The sequence below is a fragment of the Pseudarthrobacter cellobiosi genome (assembly GCF_023913815.1).
In the GTDB taxonomy this organism is placed as follows: Bacteria; Actinomycetota; Actinomycetes; order Actinomycetales; family Micrococcaceae; genus Arthrobacter; species Arthrobacter cellobiosi.
Genome location: NZ_JAMXBK010000020.1, coordinates 152483 through 170692, shown reverse-complemented (window position 1 = coordinate 170692; position 18210 = coordinate 152483). Strand labels below are relative to the sequence as shown.

Annotated in this window: 15 protein-coding genes; 10 read left to right on the top strand and 5 right to left on the bottom strand. The window is 66.1% G+C overall.

Features of this window, described 5'->3' with window-relative positions; genetic code table 11:
• Positions 1–602: 602 nt before the first annotated feature.
• The 5 genes from leuS (at position 603) to holA (ending at position 8121) form a co-directional block, all read left to right on the top strand.
• On the top strand, positions 603–3134 hold the full coding sequence (gene leuS, locus NG701_RS06490; protein WP_252565483.1) for a leucine--tRNA ligase: 2532 nt from the start codon (positions 603–605) through the stop codon (positions 3132–3134).
• Between the two features lie 58 nt (positions 3135–3192).
• A complete protein-coding gene (locus tag NG701_RS06485; RefSeq protein WP_252565481.1) occupies positions 3193–4218 on the top strand; it encodes a DegV family protein in 1026 nt (341 codons plus the stop codon).
• Between the two features lie 63 nt (positions 4219–4281).
• Complete coding sequence (locus NG701_RS06480; protein WP_252565479.1) at positions 4282–5172, top strand: ComEA family DNA-binding protein; 891 nt, start codon at positions 4282–4284, stop codon at positions 5170–5172.
• 1 nt (position 5173) lies between these two features.
• Positions 5174–7171, top strand: a complete 1998-nt coding sequence (locus NG701_RS06475; protein WP_252565477.1) for a ComEC/Rec2 family competence protein — start codon at positions 5174–5176, stop codon at positions 7169–7171.
• Positions 7105–8121, top strand: a complete 1017-nt coding sequence (gene holA, locus NG701_RS06470) for a DNA polymerase III subunit delta (RefSeq protein WP_252565475.1) — start codon at positions 7105–7107, stop codon at positions 8119–8121. The genes NG701_RS06475 and holA overlap by 67 nt, the downstream gene beginning before the upstream one ends.
• A 124-nt stretch (positions 8122–8245) precedes the next feature.
• On the opposite strand, the gene rpsT is transcribed toward holA, so the two are convergent.
• A complete protein-coding gene (rpsT, locus tag NG701_RS06465) occupies positions 8246–8506 on the bottom strand; it encodes a 30S ribosomal protein S20 (RefSeq protein WP_056340153.1) in 261 nt (86 codons plus the stop codon).
• 168 nt (positions 8507–8674) lie between these two features.
• On the bottom strand, positions 8675–9223 hold the full coding sequence (locus NG701_RS06460) for a type II toxin-antitoxin system PemK/MazF family toxin (RefSeq protein WP_252565474.1): 549 nt from the start codon (positions 9221–9223) through the stop codon (positions 8675–8677).
• Between the two features lie 161 nt (positions 9224–9384).
• Between NG701_RS06460 and lepA the strand changes: the two genes are divergently transcribed.
• Together lepA and hemW are read left to right on the top strand one after the other, a co-directional pair.
• Positions 9385–11238 carry a translation elongation factor 4 gene (lepA, locus tag NG701_RS06455; protein ID WP_252565471.1) on the top strand — a complete coding sequence of 618 codons (1854 nt, stop codon included), beginning with the start codon at positions 9385–9387 and terminating at the stop codon, positions 11236–11238.
• A gap of 36 nt (positions 11239–11274) precedes the next feature.
• Positions 11275–12504, top strand: coding sequence for a radical SAM family heme chaperone HemW (gene hemW / locus NG701_RS06450; protein WP_252565469.1), 1230 nt, complete (start codon positions 11275–11277; stop codon positions 12502–12504).
• Between the two features lie 64 nt (positions 12505–12568).
• Here hemW and NG701_RS06445 read toward each other — a convergent pair whose 3' ends face one another.
• Both NG701_RS06445 and NG701_RS06440 read right to left on the bottom strand, forming a co-directional pair.
• On the bottom strand, positions 12569–12988 hold the full coding sequence (locus tag NG701_RS06445; RefSeq protein ID WP_252565467.1) for a DUF4870 domain-containing protein: 420 nt from the start codon (positions 12986–12988) through the stop codon (positions 12569–12571).
• A gap of 128 nt (positions 12989–13116) precedes the next feature.
• Positions 13117–13965: a DUF3097 domain-containing protein gene (locus NG701_RS06440; protein ID WP_252565466.1), complete on the bottom strand. Its 849-nt coding sequence runs from the start codon at positions 13963–13965 to the stop codon at positions 13117–13119.
• Positions 13966–14112: 147 nt separating this feature from the next.
• Here NG701_RS06440 and hrcA point away from each other — a divergent pair, with 147 nt between their 5' ends.
• From hrcA to NG701_RS06425, 3 genes are all read left to right on the top strand, one after another.
• Positions 14113–15126 (top strand): heat-inducible transcriptional repressor HrcA, encoded by a 1014-nt coding sequence (hrcA, locus tag NG701_RS06435; protein ID WP_252565464.1) that lies wholly within the window; start codon positions 14113–14115, stop codon positions 15124–15126.
• 77 nt (positions 15127–15203) lie between these two features.
• The gene (dnaJ, locus tag NG701_RS06430; RefSeq protein WP_252565462.1) at positions 15204–16331 is read left to right on the top strand and encodes a molecular chaperone DnaJ; all 1128 of its coding nucleotides are present in this window, start codon (positions 15204–15206) and stop codon (positions 16329–16331) included.
• A gap of 2 nt (positions 16332–16333) precedes the next feature.
• Positions 16334–17116, top strand: coding sequence for a 16S rRNA (uracil(1498)-N(3))-methyltransferase (locus NG701_RS06425; protein WP_252565460.1), 783 nt, complete (start codon positions 16334–16336; stop codon positions 17114–17116).
• A 9-nt stretch (positions 17117–17125) separates the two neighbouring features.
• On the opposite strand, the gene NG701_RS06420 is transcribed toward NG701_RS06425, so the two are convergent.
• On the bottom strand, positions 17126–18082 hold the full coding sequence (locus NG701_RS06420) for a GerMN domain-containing protein (RefSeq protein WP_374208658.1): 957 nt from the start codon (positions 18080–18082) through the stop codon (positions 17126–17128).
• Positions 18083–18210: the final 128 nt, after the last annotated feature.

The window sequence follows — 18210 nt, the reverse complement described above, 5'->3', positions numbered from 1 at the left end:
CAGTCCTTCACAACGTTGTGCGGGACATAAACGCCAAGAATACATATCAGGCTCCTCGACCTGAGACCGTCTAGTTTCCCCACAGACTTGACAATACTGTGTGCCGATTTCCCCCCCATGGCTAGGGTGGGATCTACCCCCTGAGCCACCGCTCACTAGGGGTTTCTTTGGCGAAGGGCTCAGGGGTACCTAATGGGCCCGTCGGCACTGTCCGCTTCGACGGTGCTGTGGCCCTGGCTACGAGGATCTCGCCGGTCTGGAACTGGAGAAATCCTCGGGGCCGTCGCCCACCCGCACGCGCCCCTGCGCCCGGTTTAGTGGCAGCCGGCTGCCCGCCCAAGTACACGCGGGCCGGGCAGCGCCCTGCCGGGGGCCTTCAGCCTGGGCCTGCCCACCTGCAGTGGGTAGGCTAAAGTAGTCCTATGCGTGAGATCCTTCTGCTTAGCTAGCCGCCCGGTGTCCGGAAACAACCGGATTGCCGCGCGGCTGCCCCTCCATGGAGAGGGGCTTTTGTGTGTCCGGGCATGTTTCCGGGCCGGCAGCAGAGGGGATCAGACCGTTGTGGCAGCACCGATGCCACAACAGAACAGAAGAGGGCAGCAGTGAGCGTTCAGCCGGAGACAGAGACCGGAACAGCAGCAGTGGCAGCGGTAGCACCCGAAGAGGGTGCCTACAGCTTCGCGGCGATGGAGGCCAAGTGGCCGCAGGTGTGGGAAGACCTTAAGGTTTTCACGCCTGTGGATGATGGTTCCCGCGAGCGCCGCTACGTGCTGGACATGTTCCCGTACCCCTCAGGTGACCTGCACATGGGCCACGCCGAGGCTTTTGCCATGGGCGATGTTGTGGCCCGGTACCTGCGGCAAAAGGGCTTCGACGTCCTGCACCCGATCGGCTGGGACTCCTTCGGCCTGCCGGCGGAAAACGCCGCCATCAAGCGCAATGCCCACCCGAGCGAGTGGACCTACGCCAATATCGACACCCAGGCTGCGTCGTTCAAGCGGTACGCGATCTCTGCGGACTGGTCCCGGCGGGTGCACACCTCGGACCCCGAGTACTACCGCTGGACCCAGTGGCTGTTCAAGCGCTTCTACGAGCGGGGCCTGGCATACCGCAAGGACTCCCCGGTCAACTGGTGCCCCAAGGACCAGACCGTCTTGGCCAATGAACAGGTGGTCAACGGTGCCTGCGAACGCTGCGGCACCCCCGTCACCAAGAAGTCCCTGAACCAGTGGTACTTCAAGATCACCGAGTACGCTGACCGGCTGCTCGATGACATGGACGAGCTGCGCGGCCACTGGCCCGAGCGGGTTCTGGCGATGCAGAAGAACTGGATCGGCCGCTCCGAAGGTGCCCACGTCAACTTTGTGATCGAGGCCGTCGGCGGCAAGCCCGCCAAGGACGTCACCGTCTTCACCACCCGCCCGGACACGCTGTACGGCGCCACGTTCTTTGTTGTCGCAGCCGACGCGCCGATCGCCGTCGAACTCGTCACCGAGGAGCACGCCGCGGCCTTGGACGCCTACCGCGAACAGGTCAAGGCACTCACCGAAATCGAACGCCAGTCCACCGAACGCGAAAAGACGGGCATCTTCACCGGCCGCTACGCGGTCAACCCGTTGAACGGCGAAAAACTGCCGGTCTGGGCAGCAGACTACGTCCTGGCGGACTACGGCACCGGCGCCATCATGGCCGTCCCCGCGCACGACCAGCGCGACCTCGATTTCGCCAAGACGTTCGACCTTTCCGTCCGCGCCGTGCTGGATACGGGCGAGGACGATCCCGCGGTTTCCGGCAAGGCCACCTCGGGGGAGGGCACACTCATCAACTCGGGCGTTCTTGATGGATTGCCGAAGGCAGAGGCGATCCCGGCTGCCATTGACATCCTGGCGAAGCAGGGCACCGGCGAGAAGTTCGTGAACTTCCGCCTGCGTGACTGGCTGCTGAGCCGCCAGCGTTTCTGGGGCACGCCTATCCCGATCATCCACTGCCCTGCCTGCGGCGAGGTTCCCGTCCCCGACGAGCAGCTGCCCGTCAGGCTGCCGGCGGACCTGCGTGGCGAGGACCTGTCCCCGAAGGGCACGTCACCGCTGGCCGCCGCCGAGGCGTGGGTCAACGTTGAGTGCCCCAACTGCCATGGGCCGGCAAAGCGCGATACCGACACCATGGACACGTTTGTGGACTCGTCCTGGTACTTCCTGCGGTTTGTCTCGCCGCAGTACACCGAGGGTCCGTTCGACCCGGCGAAGATCAACGAGTGGATGCCCGTGGGGCAGTATGTGGGCGGCGTGGAGCACGCCATCCTGCACCTGCTGTACGCCCGCTTCTTTACCAAGGTCATCCATGACCTCGGCATGATCGACGCCGACGAACCCTTCAGCGCGCTGCTGAACCAGGGCCAGGTCCTCAACGGGGGCAAAGCCATGAGTAAGTCGCTGGGCAACGGCGTTGACCTCAGTGAGCAGCTGGACAAGTACGGCGTGGACGCCGTTCGTTTGACCATGATCTTCGCGTCCCCGCCGGAGGACGACGTCGACTGGGCGGACGTTTCGCCTTCGGGCTCCGCAAAGTTCCTGGCCCGTGCCTGGCGCCTGGCGCAGGACGTCACCAGCGAGCCTGGCGCCGATGTGACCGCCGGTGACCGTGCCTTGCGCTCCGTCACGCACCGCACCATCGCGGACGCCGCCGCGCTGCTGGACACCAACAAGTTCAACGTGGTAGTGGCCAAGCTGATGGAGCTGGTCAACGCAACACGCAAAACCATAGATGCAGCCGCCGGCGCCGGCGGGGCGGATCCTGCCGTCCGGGAGGCGGCGGAAGCCGTCGCCGTCATCCTGAGCCTCTTCGCGCCGTACACCGCGGAGGACATGTGGAACGTCCTGGGTCACCCGGCTTCCGTGGCGAACGCCGGCTGGCCGGTGCACGACGAAGCGCTGCTGGTCCAGGAGACGGTCACCGCGGTGGTCCAGGTCCAGGGCAAGGTCCGTGACCGCCTCGAAGTCTCGCCCGGGATCGGCGAAGACGAACTGCGGGAACTGGCGCTGGCCAGCGAAAACGTCCAGCGCGCGCTCGACGGCCGTGGCATCCGCACGGTGATCGTGCGAGCGCCTAAACTGGTCAACATCGTCCCGGCCTAGTCCGGGGCACCGGCCGCCGGGCCCAACCGGCGGCCGGCCCTAAACCAGGAGGCGCCCCTTGCCCGACCGTGACGCCGCTGCGTGGCTCTGGCTTCGGGAGCGACTGGCTGCCCTCCGTCCCGCGCCGCGCCAGGGCACGCCACTGCCGGCAGCCCCGGCGGCGCCCGCCGTCGTCGTCCGTACCGCGGTGGTGACCGATTCTGCCTCAGCTCTGCCGGCCGACTGGGTGCATGCCTGTGCAGGGGACGGACGCCTGACTGTCATCCCGATGCCTGTTATGGTGGGCGCGGAAATCTACGGCGAGGGCGAAGACGACATCACCGAAACCATTGCGCTGGCACTCGCCAGTGGAACGTCGGTCAAGACGTCCCGCCCGTCACCCGGACAGTTTGAACAGGTCTTCCTGGCCGCCGAACGCCTGGGCTACGAAAGCGTGGTCTCCATCCATATTTCCGGTGGCTTGTCCGGGACCGCGGATGCGGCCCGGCTGGCGGCCAGCCGGGTGACCATCCCCGTGGAAATCCTCGACTCCGGTACTGTGGGCATGGCCCTGGGCATGGGTGTGCAGGCAGCGGTTGCAGCAGCCGCCGAAGGGCGTGACGCCACAGCAGTAGCCGCCGCGGCGGCGGAGCAGTTCGCGCGAACCAAGGTCTATTTCTACGTGCCCAGCCTTGAACAGCTCCGCCGGGGCGGGCGGATCGGCGCGGCCGCGTCGCTGCTGGGGACCATGTTCGCCATCAAACCCATCCTTGCCGTCGACGACGGAAAGATCGTGCCGCTGGAAAAGGTCAGATCGGCTGCAAAGGCCGTCGCCCGGCTCGAGGAGCTGGCCGCCGCGGACGCCGCGTCGCGCCCTCGCGGCCAGGCCCGCCTCGCCGTCCACCACTTCGGGAATCCGGCTGAGGCAGAAGCTTTGGCAGCCAGGCTGTCCGCGGACCTGCCAAGCTGTCCGCCAGCCCAGATCAGCTCCCTGCCCGCCGTCCTGGCAGCCCACGCGGGACTTGGCGTGCTCGCGGTGATCGTGGGGCAGAGCGGCCCAACTGCGGGGAGCTCGGAGCCGGAGCTCCCCGCAGTTTCCACATAGCGGTTTCCACATAGGGCAGGCCCGGCCTGTCACCGGCGGCGTTGTATCCCTAGCGTTGGGAGCATGTCACGCCGGGACGCTGGAGCAGCACGCCAGGGGGCCCGGCATGCCCGGGACCGGCTGCAGTCTACGCTCGGAGCCGGCCCGGGGCTTCTGCTCACCGACAGCGGCGAAAAGGTCTTTGAGTACGACGGCGGTGCTCACGTTTCCGGTGACGCCTCCGCTTCGGGGGCTGCTGATGAGTCCCCTCCCGGTACCGGTAAGACGGGACCGGCCCTGAGATGGCGGGTTGGCGTGCGGGTCGCCCTGCTCATCGCCGCACTCGCGGTGCTGGGCGGCGCCTGGTTCTGGTCACAGGTTGCTGACGGTCAGCCCGAAGTCATGCCACTGAGTGACATCTCCGCCCAGGGCAGCCTGCCCGCGGGGGAAAGAACCCAAGGCCAGGAGCCCCCCGGGGCAGGGCCGCCTGAACTGCCCGCGGAAAGTCCACAGGCCGGCATTGTCATCATCCATGTGGCCGGCGCCGTTGCCGTGCCCGGGGTAGTGCAGTTGCCCGCCGGCAGCCGGGTTCACCAGGCGGTCGCCGCGGCAGGCGGCGGCGCACCCTCAGCCGACCTGAACCGCCTCAACCTTGCTGCCGTGCTGACGGACGGACAGAAGCTCTACGTTCCCCAGGCCGGCGAAGAAATCCCCGCCGGTTCTTCCGGCCCACTCGGGGAATCGGGGGAGGGGACTGGCAGCGGTGGGACCGCGTCAGCAGGAGGAAAGGTCAACCTCAACACAGCAGGCGTCGAAGAACTGGACGCCCTGCCGAAGGTTGGGCCCGTGCTGGCGCAGCGGATCGTGGACTGGCGCAAGGAACACGGCCCGTTCAAATCGATCGAGGAGCTCGACGCCGTGGACGGCGTGGGTCCAAAGATGCTCGAGACACTCCTTCCCCTGGTAGGCGTCTGAGATGGCCAGGCGCAGCCCGTGGAGCCGCTTTGTTGACTCAGCCGTGCAGGACCAAGGGGCTCCCGCAGCCCACCCGGCTCTCGTGGACACGCCCGCCGGGGCTACACGCGCCGGGGTCCAGGCCGGTGGGCTGAAGGTCCGCAGGCTGGGCGAACGCGTCGGGACGAAACTCCGGGGCCAGGAGCCAGCGAAGTCACCAACGGACGCGCCGCGCCGGCGTACCGACGTCAGGCTGGCACTGCCCGCCTTCCTCGTCTGGAGTGCCGCCGTCGCCGGCGTCTGGCTTACCCCTGTGGGATTGGTGGGGCTGTGCTGCGGCTTGGTGCTGCTGGCCACGTTCCTGTTGATCCGGGCCTCTCGCGGCCGGGGGCTGGTGGCAGGCCGGCGGAGCTTTCTTATGACCACCGCGGTTGCCTTGGTGCTGGCCGCGACCGCCGCGGCCCATTCGGCAGTCTCCTCGTCGCAACGCAACGATGGGCCGCTTGCCGAAGCTGTCGCCGACGGGAATTCTGTGGTGGCCATCCTGGAAGTCACCGGATCCCCGCGGGCCATGACAGTTCCGGGAACTTCGGGGCCGCCCGCACGATGGTCGGTATCGGCGCAGACGGAGGAGGTCACCGTCAGCAGCCGGGTCATACGCACGCGTGCCCGGGTGGTGGTCATGGGCGGCAAGGGCTGGGGAGATTTGGTGCCCGGCCAGGTGGTCCGGACGGCCGGCAAGCTGAAGCCACCGGACGCGGGCCAGCAGGAAACAGCTGTCCTGTCGGCCTCCCTGCCACCCCGTGCCGGCTCCGGCACCGACAGCAGCGCCGGAGCCGATGATGCCGACGCCCCGGGCTGGCAGCTCGTAGCGAAGGACCTGCGCGTCCGGTATGTCTCCGCTGCGTCCTTCCTTGCCGCTGATCCGGCCGGTCTCCTCCCGGGCATGGTCACCGGAGATTCCAGCGCCCTGGACGAAGGGCTCAATGCGGCGATGAAAACGGTGGGCATGACCCACCTGACCGCGGTCAGCGGAGCCAACTGCAGCCTGGTCCTGGGTGCACTGCTGATCGCTGCACGCAGCCTCCGCCTGCACCGGCTCCCCGCGGCAGGACTGGCGCTGACCGGCCTGGCAATGTTTGTGGTGCTCGTGGGCCCGGACGCCAGCGTACTGCGCGCCGCGCTGATGGGGTCAATCGCCGTGGCATCGCTGGCAGGCGGCCGGACGGGCCGCGGACTCAGTTTCCTCTGCCTCGCCGTGATGGGCCTGCTCCTGATCGACCCCGGCCTCGGTACCAGCTTTGGGTTCCTCTTGTCAGTACTCGCAACCCTGGGCATCATCGTCCTGGGTCGACGGATGATTGACTGGACCCCGCCAGTTGTTCCACGCTGGGCAGCCGCGGCCTGGGCCGTCCCGCTGTCCGCGCAGTTGCTGTGCGGCCCGGTGATTGTGCTCCTGCAGCCCCAGTTTTCCACGTACTCGCTGCTTGCAAACCTAATGGCAGCCCCGCTGGTAGCACCGGTGACATTGCTGGGAACGGCAGCTGTCCCACTGGTGGTTGCCGCACCGTGGCTGGCCACCATCCTGATCGCCGTGGCAGGCACTTTCAGCGCCGGAGTGGCAGGAACCGCGCGGATCACGGCCGGATTGCCGGGGGCTGCGCTGCCCTGGCCCGAGGGCCCGTTCGGACTCCTGACCATGGTGCTGCTCTCCCTGCTGACCTTTGCCGGTGTGTGGCTTGCCGTCCGGCCGCGTCAGGTGTTCCCGTGGGTCCTGGCAGTGCACGCCCGGACGGAATCGGTGTTGGACCTCCTGGAACGGCACCTGGGGGCCCCGTTGTCCAGGCGCTGGCCGGACCGGCGCGGGCCAGGCCAGCGTGGCCCCGGCTTGGTGGCGGCGGCCCACCGTGGCAGGCTTAGACACTGCACCAGAATTTCCGGGAGGAATCCACAATGGCCGCAGCCCAGACCACACGAACCAGGACTCCGGCGTCCAACACGGCCACCTGGCGGGACGTGACGCCTGCCGAAATCGTCCTGGTGGGCGGACCGGAGGAATACCTCGGCATCCGTGCCATGGACCATATCCGCGCCCAGGTGCGCACGGCGTTCCCGGACGTGGAAGTCAGCCGCCTCACGGCCGGCACCTACGAAGCCGGGACCCTAGCCATGAACGTCAGCCCCTCACTCTTCGGTGAGCGCAAACTGATCGAAGTCGAAGGCGTTGAAGGCATGAACGATGCCTTCCTGGCCGACGCCCTGACCTACCTGGCCCGCCCGGAACCGGACGCGGTCCTCGTCCTGCGCCACGCCGGGGGAGTCCGCGGCAAGAAGCTCCTCGATGCCGTCAAAGCGGGCGGTTGGCCGGTAGTGGACTGCCAGCCACTCAAGAAAGATGCGGATAAGGCCACCTTCGTGGCAACTGAATTCAGGGCCGCAGGACGCAAGATCAGCTCGGACGCCGTACAGACGCTGGTCAATGCCGTCGGCGCCAACCTTTCGGAGCTCGCGGCGGCGTGCAGCCAACTGATCGCGGATGCCACGGGAGCAGTGACCCCGGAGATGGTGGACCGCTACTACGGCGGCCGGATCGAGGCCACGGCCTTCAAGGTCGCGGACGCAGCCATGGCCGGAAACGGGCCAGTAGCGCTCTCCACCCTTCGTCACGCGCTTGCCACTGGAGCCGATCCGGTTCCGCTGGTGGCGGCGCTGGCGGCCAAGCTGCGGACGGTGGCGAAAGTTGCCGGCGCCCAGGGGTCCCCGGCGCAGATCGCCCGGGAACTGGGCATGCAGCCCTGGCTTGTGGAGCAGGCCCAGCGCGATGTGCGCCGTTGGACCCCGGAGGGCCTGGTCCGCTCCATCCAGGCCACCGCCGAGGCCGACGCCCAGGTAAAGGGCCTTTCGCGCGATCCCGTCTATGCCGTTGAACATGCGGTGACCGTCATCGCAACCTCTGTGCGCGGGCACTGACTGACTTCAGCTGATCGCGGCTGCTGTTGGTGGCTCTGGGGCAGAGACGCTGACGGCTTAAAGATGTGTGGCCGGCACCCATCGGGTGCCGGCCACAATCATCAGTTCAGGTGAACTGGAAACCTTACAGCGCGTTGACCTTCTTGGAGATGGCCGACTTGCGGTTTGCTGCGTTGTTCTTGTGCAGAACACCCTTGCTGACAGCCTTGTCCAGCTTGCGGCCGGCAACAAGCAGGGCAGCGGCAGCTGCATCCTTGTCGGTGGACTCAACGGCGGTGTTGACGGCGCGGATGGCCGTCTTCAGCTCAGACTTGACTGCGTTGTTGCGCAGGCGGGCCTTCTCGTTGGTAAGGATGCGCTTCTTCTGGGACTTGATATTAGCCACGTGTGAACTCTCTTTTTAATGCGGAAATGGTCTAGAGGGCTTTCAGATTGGCCATTGACTGAGCGGCGTGGGGATACCTATGGCGGCCAACCATCAGTGGCCGTCGACCTGCACGGACACACAGCTATATAGAATAGCAGACCCCCCGGAAGCTGGCCATTTGGCGGGCTATTTCCAGCCGTGTCGCCGCCGGATACCTGCAGCCACCAGATCGAAGCGTTTCCGGTCCAGAACAGCACCTTCGCGCCGGATGGCGTCCGGGCTGACCTGAAGGATCCGCCCAAGGTTCGCCTCGCTGGGCCGCCGCTGGCGGTCCCAGCTGCCGGTCCCGATGTCCACGTACTCTCCGGTCCGGTTGCCGGCCTGGTCGTGGTCCTTGCTGGTGAGCATCACGCCCAGCAGGTACCGCCCGTTCTTTCCCACCAGCAGAACAGGACGGTCTTTACCCCGGCCGTGGTCCTCTTCATATGGAACCCACGCCCACACAATCTCGCCGGGGTCGGGACTGCCATCGGGCTGCGGGGCGTACCGGATGGCTGCTGTGCCGTTGAAGTCGCCAGGATAGGCGCCGGGCGTGGCCGGCTTGGAAGTCGGTGCGTGGCGGGCCGGCGTGGGCGTGGCCGGTCCGGCAGATCCGGTTGGACCTGAACGGAACTTCTGCAGGAACCTGACGGATATCCGGACGGCGTTGGCCAAGGAGCGGAGGTTGATAGGCATGGGGCAAGACTATCTCCGGGCCCTGGTACCGGTTTGACCTGAATGCAATACGATGCGCCCGGACGTGGGAGACTGGAAGTTCCAAATGTGCGGTACAGCCGCAGGGTGCCTTCGGTGCGTCCTGGCGGTGGCCGCGTGAATGCCAACAGTAAGGACCCTGCGTGTCTCCCATGGCCCGCACCGCCCCGGTGCCCGCCGCGACAGATCCGGCCATCATTCGGAATTTCTGCATCATCGCGCACATTGACCACGGCAAGTCCACCTTGGCCGACCGCATGCTGCAGTACACCGGGGTGGTTAAGTCCCGCGATATGAAGGCCCAGTACCTGGACCGCATGGACATTGAGCGCGAACGCGGCATCACGATTAAGTCCCAGGCGGTCCGTATGCCCTGGGAGCTCGACGGCACCAGCTACGCGCTGAACATGATCGACACGCCCGGCCACGTGGACTTCACCTACGAGGTGTCCCGTTCGCTGGCCGCCTGCGAAGGTGCAGTGCTGCTCGTTGACGCGGCGCAGGGCATCGAGGCCCAGACCCTCGCGAACCTGTACCTGGCGATGGAAAACAACCTCACCATCATCCCGGTGCTGAACAAGATCGACCTCCCGGCAGCCCAGCCTGAGAAGTACGCGGCCGAACTAGCCAGCCTGATCGGCGGCGACCCCGACGACGTGCTCCGCGTCTCCGGCAAGACCGGCATGGGCGTCGAGGTCCTGCTGGACAAAATCGTCCGTGACCTGCCGGCCCCCGTGGGTGACCCGAATGCCCCCGCGCGCGCCATGATCTTCGACTCGGTCTACGACACGTACCGCGGTGTGGTCACGTACGTCCGCGTCGTTGACGGCATGCTCCACCCCCGTGAACGCATCCAGATGATGTCCACCCGCGCCACCCACGAACTTCTCGAGATCGGGGTGAGTTCCCCGGAGCCCACCCCTTCCAAAGGCCTCGGCGTGGGCGAAGTGGGCTACCTCATCACCGGGGTGAAGGACGTCCGCCTGTCCAAGGTCGGCGACACCGTCACCAACCTTGCCAAGCCTGCCACTGCCTCCCTTCCCGGCTATGCCGATGCCAAGCCGATGGTGTTCTCCGGCCTGTATCCGCTGGACGGCACGGACTACCCGGTGCTCCGCGATGCGCTGGAGAAGCTGATGCTCAACGACGCCGCACTGGTGTACGAGCCTGAAACGTCGGCCGCGCTCGGCTTCGGCTTCCGCGTCGGCTTCCTCGGCCTGCTCCACCTGGAAATCACCAGGGAGCGGCTCGAACGCGAATACAATCTTGACCTGATCTCCACTGCCCCCAACGTGGAGTACGAGGTGACGCTGGAGGACAAGAAGGTGGTCCATGTGACCAACCCCAGCGAATACCCTTCCGGCAAGATCGCAGAGGTCCGCGAGCCGATGGTGGCTGCCACCATCCTGGCGCCGAATGAGTTTGTGGGCGCCATCATGGAACTCTGCCAGAGCCGCCGCGGTGTTATTGGCGGCATGGACTACCTGTCCGAGGACAGGGTCGAAATCCGGTACCGGTTGCCGCTCGCTGAGATCGTGTTCGATTTCTTTGACATCCTCAAATCCAAGACGCGGGGCTACGGCTCGCTGGACTGGAAGGCCGACGGCGAGCAGGTGGCCGACTTGGTCAAGGTGGACATCATGCTCCAGGGCGAACAGGTGGATGCCTTCTCCGCTATCACGCACCGCGAGAAGGCTTATGCCTACGGTGTGATGATGACCGGCAAACTGCGCGAGCTGATTCCCCGCCAGCAGTTCGAAGTGCCCATCCAGGCTGCCATCGGCTCCAGGATCATCGCCCGGGAAAGCATCCGGGCCATCCGCAAGGACGTTCTGGCCAAGTGCTACGGCGGCGACATTTCCCGTAAGCGCAAGCTGCTGGAGAAGCAGAAGGAAGGCAAAAAGCGTATGAAGATGGTGGGCCGCGTTGAGGTCCCCCAGGAAGCCTTCATCGCTGCGCTGACCACCGACGAGTCCAAGGACAAGGCCAAGAAGTAGTGATGACAGTGGCCGGCAACACCGGAGGTCCCTGCGGTGCCTAGCATTCTTCCGCTCGGCGACCCCGCGCCGTCGGACGGTCTGCTGCCCGCCCAGGCAGTGGACGGTGCGGCGGACCGGGCCTTCGGCCTGTACGTGCACATCCCGTTCTGCGCGGTGCGTTGCGGATACTGCGACTTCAACACGTACACGGCCACCGAGCTGGGCGGCGGAGCGTCGCAGGACGCCTACGCCACCACGGCCGTGTCCGAAGTGGATCTTGCGGCCACGGTCCTGCGGGACTCGGGTCTTCCGGACCGGCCCCTGAGCACAGTCTTTTTCGGCGGCGGCACCCCCACGCTGCTCCCTGCGGAAGACCTCGCCCGGATCCTGACGGCCGCCGTCGGACACTGGGGCCTGGAACCCGGCGCCGAAGTGACCACCGAAGCAAACCCGGACTCGGTCACCCCTGCATCCCTGCAGGTGCTGGCCGATGCTGGTTTCACCCGGGTTTCCTTTGGCATGCAGTCTGCCGTTCCCCATGTCCTGAAGGTCCTGGACCGCACGCACACGCCCAGCCGCGTGCCGCAGGTGGTGCAGTGGGCGCGCGATGCCGGACTGGCCGTGAGCCTGGACCTGATCTACGGGACGCCGGGGGAGTCCCTGGAGGACTGGCGGTTCTCACTGGAGACGGCATTGTCCTACAAGCCTGACCACATCAGTGCCTACGCGCTGATCGTTGAGGACGGCACCAAGCTGGCCGCCCAGATCCGCCGGGGTGAAGTCCCGGGAATCGACGACGACGACCACGCCGACAAGTACGAACTCGCCGACCAACTGATCGGCGCGGCGGGCCTCAGCTGGTATGAGGTCAGCAACTGGTCCCGGACGCCGGAGCAGGCATGCCGGCACAACCTTGCGTACTGGCGGGGGGACGACTGGTGGGGCATCGGACCAGGTGCGCATTCACACGTCGGCGGAGTGCGGTGGTGGAACGTCAAGCACCCCACGGCCTATGCCGGACGGCTCGCTCAGGGCCTGTCACCGGCCGCCGGTCGGGAAACCCTCGACGCCGGAACCCGCGACGTGGAGCGCGTGATGCTTGAGGCCCGGCTCGTGTCGGGGCTGGCAACGTCGACGCTGGGCGAACACGGCCGTCACGCCGTGGCCGGGCTCATTGCCGACGGCCTGGTGGAGCCGCCGGCTGCCTTCCACGGCAAGCTGGTGTTGACACTGAAGGGCCGCCTGCTGGCCGACGCTGTGGTCCGCAGGATCCTGCCGGACTGACTGGTGGGCCCACGCCCGCAGGGTTCCCTGGCCGGGCCTTGCGAGGTTAGGGTGCGGGTGGGGACTACTTGATCCAGCGCAGGTTGTACTGGTAGCGGTGCGGCTGGCCCTTATTGACGTGGATACCTGCGGCCACGGAGAAGCAGGTCAGGGCAATCCAGATCAGGGTGGCGATGACAGCGAAGATATTTCCCACCACCGGAATGAACACCAGGAGGTTGGCCACCAGCGCCGCAATGGTGGGCGGCAGGCTGAAGTTCAGCGCTTCCTTGGATTCCTGGGCGGTAAACGGCCCGCGCTCACGGAAAATCAGGTAGATCAGCAGTGACGGAACACAGCCGAGGATCCCCCCGAAGTGTGCCAGCGTGGCCCACTGGCGGTCTTCGCTGGCCGTCAGGGGCAGCGCATTTGCCGGAACGCCTTGGTACTCGGAACGGCCCTGGCCGCCGTGTTCGTCCCGGTGCTCGCGTGCGTTTTGTGCCACGGTTTTCTTCCTTCGAAAGTGCAATGGTGCTGGGTTGGAGAATGCCGGACTGAAGCAACTGCAGCCTCCGCAGTACCAAGAATACTGGTTCAGCCACCAAATGCCGCCGCTAGCAGCCGGATCCGGCGTTAAGGCACCGTCAGGAAGTCGATGACTTCCTCCACTCTCCCGAGCAGTGATGCTTCCAGGTCCGCGTAGCTTCGGACAGCGCCCAGCAGCTTTTGCCAGCCAAGTCCGATGTCTTCCTTGGTGGAGTGCGGCCAGCCGAACGCTGCCAGGATTCCGGTCTTCCAGTCCTGCCCGCGGGGCACCACTGGCCATTGTTCGATGCCCAGTACAGCGGGCCGGATCGCCTGCCACACGTCAACGTAAGGGTGCCCGACGATCAGGACATTCCCCGCCGCGCCCGGGGAGGCCATCACGGCAGCCGCGATGCGCCACTCCTTCGAGTCCGGCACCAGATGGTCCACCAGGACCCCCAGCCGCCGCCCCGGACCGGGACCAAATGCGGCTACCGCCCCCGCCAAATCATCAATGCCATGCAAAGGCTCGACGACGATGCCCTCTACGCGGAGATCGTCACCCCAGACTTTTTCCACGAGTTCGGCGTCGTGTTTTCCCTCCACCCAGATTCTGCTGGCTTTGGCCACCTGGGCACGCTGGCCGGCCACGCGGACTGAGCCCGACGCCGTCCGGCTGGCGACCACGGGGGCGGCCTGCCTGGGCGCCGGGGGAACGAGCCGGATGGGCTGCCCCTCCAGGAGGAACCCGAAGCCGAGCCGGAAGGACCGGGACTTGCCGCGTCGGTCTTCGAGGGCCACTACATGCATGCCACCGGACTTCTCCACCCGGGTCACCGCTCCCACCCAGCCTGACTGGGCATCTTCGAGAACCATGCCACGTTCCACGGGGACCTCAGGGAGTTCGCTTCTGACGGGCGCAGTGATCTCCTGTGGACCCCAGTTCTGGTACTGCATGGATTGATTCCACCTTGCCGCTAGATCCTGGCCCGGAATTTCGCCCGGAGCGGTACCAATGCTAACAACGGGGTGACTCATATTAGACTGTTAGCACTTAGGCATGTCGAGTGCTAACCCTGCAGTGACCACGGATGGAGGTGGAGTATGAGCGAGCCGCGCAAACTCGAAGTACTGCGCGCCATCGTGGAGGACTATGTGCACTCCCGCGAGCCAGTAGGTTCAAAAGCACTCGTGGAACGCCACCACCTCGGCGTGTCCAGTGCCACCATCCGCAACGACATGGCGGCCTTGGAAGACGACGGCCTGATCACGGCCCCGCACACCAGCGCCGGACGGATCCCCACAGACAAAGGCTATCGGCTGTTTGTGGACCAGATTTCAGCGGTAAAGCCGCTTTCCCAGGCGGAACGGCGCGCAATCCAGTCGCTGCTGGAGGGCGCAGACGATCTGGACGACGTCCTGGACAGGACCGTCAGGATGCTGTCGCAGCTGACCAACCAGGTCGCCGTGGTGCAGTATCCGCATCTGAGCCGCGCCACGATCCGCCACATCGAATTCGTCCTGCTCGCGCCCCGGCAAGTCCTGGTGGTCCTCATCGCCACCACCGGCAAGGTCGAACAGCGCGTGATCGACGTCGGCCAGGACCTCGGCGACGACGCCATCGCCGCGTTGCGGACACACTTCCTCGGATCACTCGCGGGCATCTCGCTGAGCCGGCTGACCCCCTCGCTGCCGGGAGTCGTTTCGTCCGTCAGCCCGGGCCAGCGCGCGGCGGCCCAGGCTTTGGCCCACGGGCTGGAAACGCTCGCCCACAACAGCCGCGAGGAGCGCATGGTCATGGCCGGAACGGCGAACCTCGCCCGCTCCAATGTGGATTTTCCGCTCAGTATCGGACCGGTCCTGGAAGCCCTCGAGGAGCAGGTTGTCCTGCTGCGCCTCCTGAGCGACATGGCGCAGGATCCGAGGGGCGTGGCAGTCAGCATCGGGCGTGAAAACCCGTACGACGGGCTCGCGGAAGCCTCCGTGGTGGCCACGGGCTACGGACCAGACAGCACTGCCAAGATCGGTGTGCTGGGCCCCACCCGGATGGACTATCCCACCACCATGGCCGCCGTCAGGGCAGTAGCCCGTTACCTTTCAAGAATTCTGGGTCCGTAACAGCACCGCGGTCCAGGCACAAAGAGCAGTGCCGACAGCCCGGCTGCCGGCAGTACAACAAGGAAGAGATACGAACTTTGAGCAGCCACTACGACGTCCTCGGAGTCTCGCCGGAAGCCACCGGGGAAGAGATCAAGAAGGCCTACCGCAAGCTGGCCCGCACTCTTCACCCGGACGTAAACCCCGGGGACGATGCATCGGACCGCTTCAAGGCCGTGACCCATGCCTACGAGGTGCTTTCGGACCCTCAGAAGCGCCGGATCTATGACACCACCGGCAATGAGAACGGCACCGACAACGGGTTCGGCGGAGGCGGATACTCCGGCCAGGGCTTCGCGTTCCAGGACATCTTCGACACGTTCTTCGGGGCCGGCGGCACCTCCGGCCCCGCGTCCCGGGTCCGCCGCGGCCAGGACGCGCTGATCAGTGTACGGATCGAACTCCGCGATGCCGTGTTCGGCGTCAACCGGAAACTCGAAGTGGACACAGCCGTCACCTGCCCCACCTGCAACGGGTCATGCTGCCGCGAAGGCAGCAACCCTGTCCGCTGCGATATCTGCGGCGGCAGCGGCCAGGTCCAGCGCGCGGTGCGCTCCATCCTGGGCCAGGTCATGACGGCGGCCCCGTGTGGCAGTTGCGAAGGCTTCGGGACGGTCATCAAGGACCCCTGCAACGAATGCAGCGGCCAAGGCCGCATCCGCAGCCGGCGGTCGCTCACCATCAAGGTGCCGGCCGGTGTTGCCACAGGCACCCGGATCCAGCTCTCCGGGCAGGGCGAAGCAGGCCCGGCCGGAGGACCGTCCGGGGACCTGTACGTGGAACTCCGGGTCAACAACGACGCCACATACGCGCGCGACGGTGACGACCTGCACGCAACGCTGCACATCCCCATGACAGCTGCCGCCCTGGGTACCGAGCTGTCACTGGAAACCTTTGACGGGCTGCAGGAGATCGACGTCAAGTCAGGGACGCAGTCCGGGGAGATCATCACGCTCCGTGGACTCGGCGTGACGCACCTGCGCGGTTACGGCCGCGGTGACCTGATGGTCCATCTGCAGGTGGAGACTCCGGCCAAGCTGGATGCCGCGCAGGAGGATCTCCTGCGGCAGTTGGCGAAGCTGCGGGGCGAGCAGTTCACGGAAGGCAAACTGGCTGCCAGCGGCGGCGTCTTTGCCAAGCTGCGGGACCGGTTCGGTAACCTGTAACGGTGAGCAATCCCGTTTTCTTCAGCGGTGCCGGGTCGCTGGACGAGCTGGTGCCCGGTGCCCGTTTTGTCCTTCAAGGGCCGGAGGCACGCCACGCCGTGACCGTAAAACGGCTATCTCCCGGAGAAGCAGTGGACATTGCCGACGGCGCCGGAAAGCGGCTGACAGGAACTGTTGTCTCGGCGTCGCCCGCGGAGCTCACCGTGGAATGCGACGCCCTCGTGGTGGAGGACCGGCCCGACATCCGGCTGGTGCTGGTGCAGGCCCTAGCCAAGGGGGACCGCGATGAACTGGCCGTGGAAACGGCAACCGAACTCGGGATCGATGCCGTACTTCCCTGGCAGTCCGAGCGATCAATTGTCCGCTGGAAGGGTGAGCGCGCGGCCAAGGCCCACGCAAAATGGCAGTCCGTGGTCACTGCCGCCGCCAAGCAGGCACGCCGCGCCTGGATCCCCGAGGTGCGCGCCGCCGTCGAAACGCCAGGCCTTACGGCGGCCGTGGCGGCAGCGGATCTGGCCGTAATCCTGCACGAAGACGCGGTCCGACCGCTCCGGTCTGTCCTGGAATCATGGCAGGGCACCCAGGCTGACGCCGGACCCCTGGAAATTCTGCTCATCGTTGGCCCGGAAGGCGGAATCAGTCCTCGCGAAGTCACCCGGCTTTGCGACGCCGGTGCCGTGACGGCGCTCCTGGGACACCACGTCCTGAGGTCATCCACGGCCGGACCGGCAGCGGTTGTTCTGGCGAGCGATGTACTGGGACGCTGGACAGCCCCGGTATCCTGAGGCCGCCTGCTACCGGACGTTGAAGTTCCGCGTATCCACATTCAGCTCCTGGCTGGTGCCGGCCGCATCCACCTGCGAAACGCGGAGCTCGTAACTCCCGGCGGACAGGCTAAGGGCAAGCGTAAACACTCCGGACTGGGCCGCTTCGGCAGCTGCAGTGGTCTCCCCGGTGAGGTAGGGCGTCTTGTTCCCGTTCGCTTCGGCCTGCAGGATCTGCCAGCGGAGCTTACCGCCCGGAACGGTGCTGCGGCCGGTGATCTTGACGCTTCCGCCGGCCAGGTCCGTCCCTTCCTGCGGATCGATGATCCACACGGGCGCCACCATTCCCGCAGCTCGGGACATGGGGTCGCCAAGCTGGACGTGGTCGAAGGCAACGTAGTCGGTGTGGCTATCCACCAGGATCCTGACCTGGATCTGCTGGCCGGAATCGATCAGGCCGGAGCTCGCAGCCGCTGCCGTAGCGGTAAAGACCAGCTGCTGAATGGCGCGGCCGGCCATGTCGGCGTCGAGATTGCTGTTAAATGCATCCTCCGAGATGTCGACGGTAATGACGTTCTTGCCGGAAATGGACGAGGCGAGTTTCTCGGGATTCTGCCAGGGCGTGAAGAAATCCGGGTCCAGCGGCTTCTCGGACATCATGGCCCGCAGGGCGCGGGTCACTGGATTCTCCTGCTCCGGCACGTCCCGGAACTCCCGGTACAGGAACGCGTTGCTGTTGCTTCGGCCAATCCAATAGACCGGTGCCTTATTCGAAGACTGTGTAGTTTCCAGGGGCGCGCTGGTGGAAGGTGCCCCGGGGGAGCTGGTGGCGGCAGCGCTGGAGTTTGCCGTCAGGTTGGGCTCAGGGCTGGGGTCCGCGATACAACCGGTGAGAAGGAGGAATGCTGGCAGTAGGCCCAGGAGACGTTGCGGACGGAAACGTGGCGCGGCGCGCCTGACACTGAGGGTGGTCGCTGTTTCCGGCACTCTCGTGGCCTGTCCTTTCCTGCTGTGAAATGGCGAGGCCTGGGCCCCGTGAGCCGGTCCCCGGACGGCTGTGATTTCCAGCATCGCATAGCCAGCTCCGCCAAAAGGACCGAATCCGGGCTGCCGGC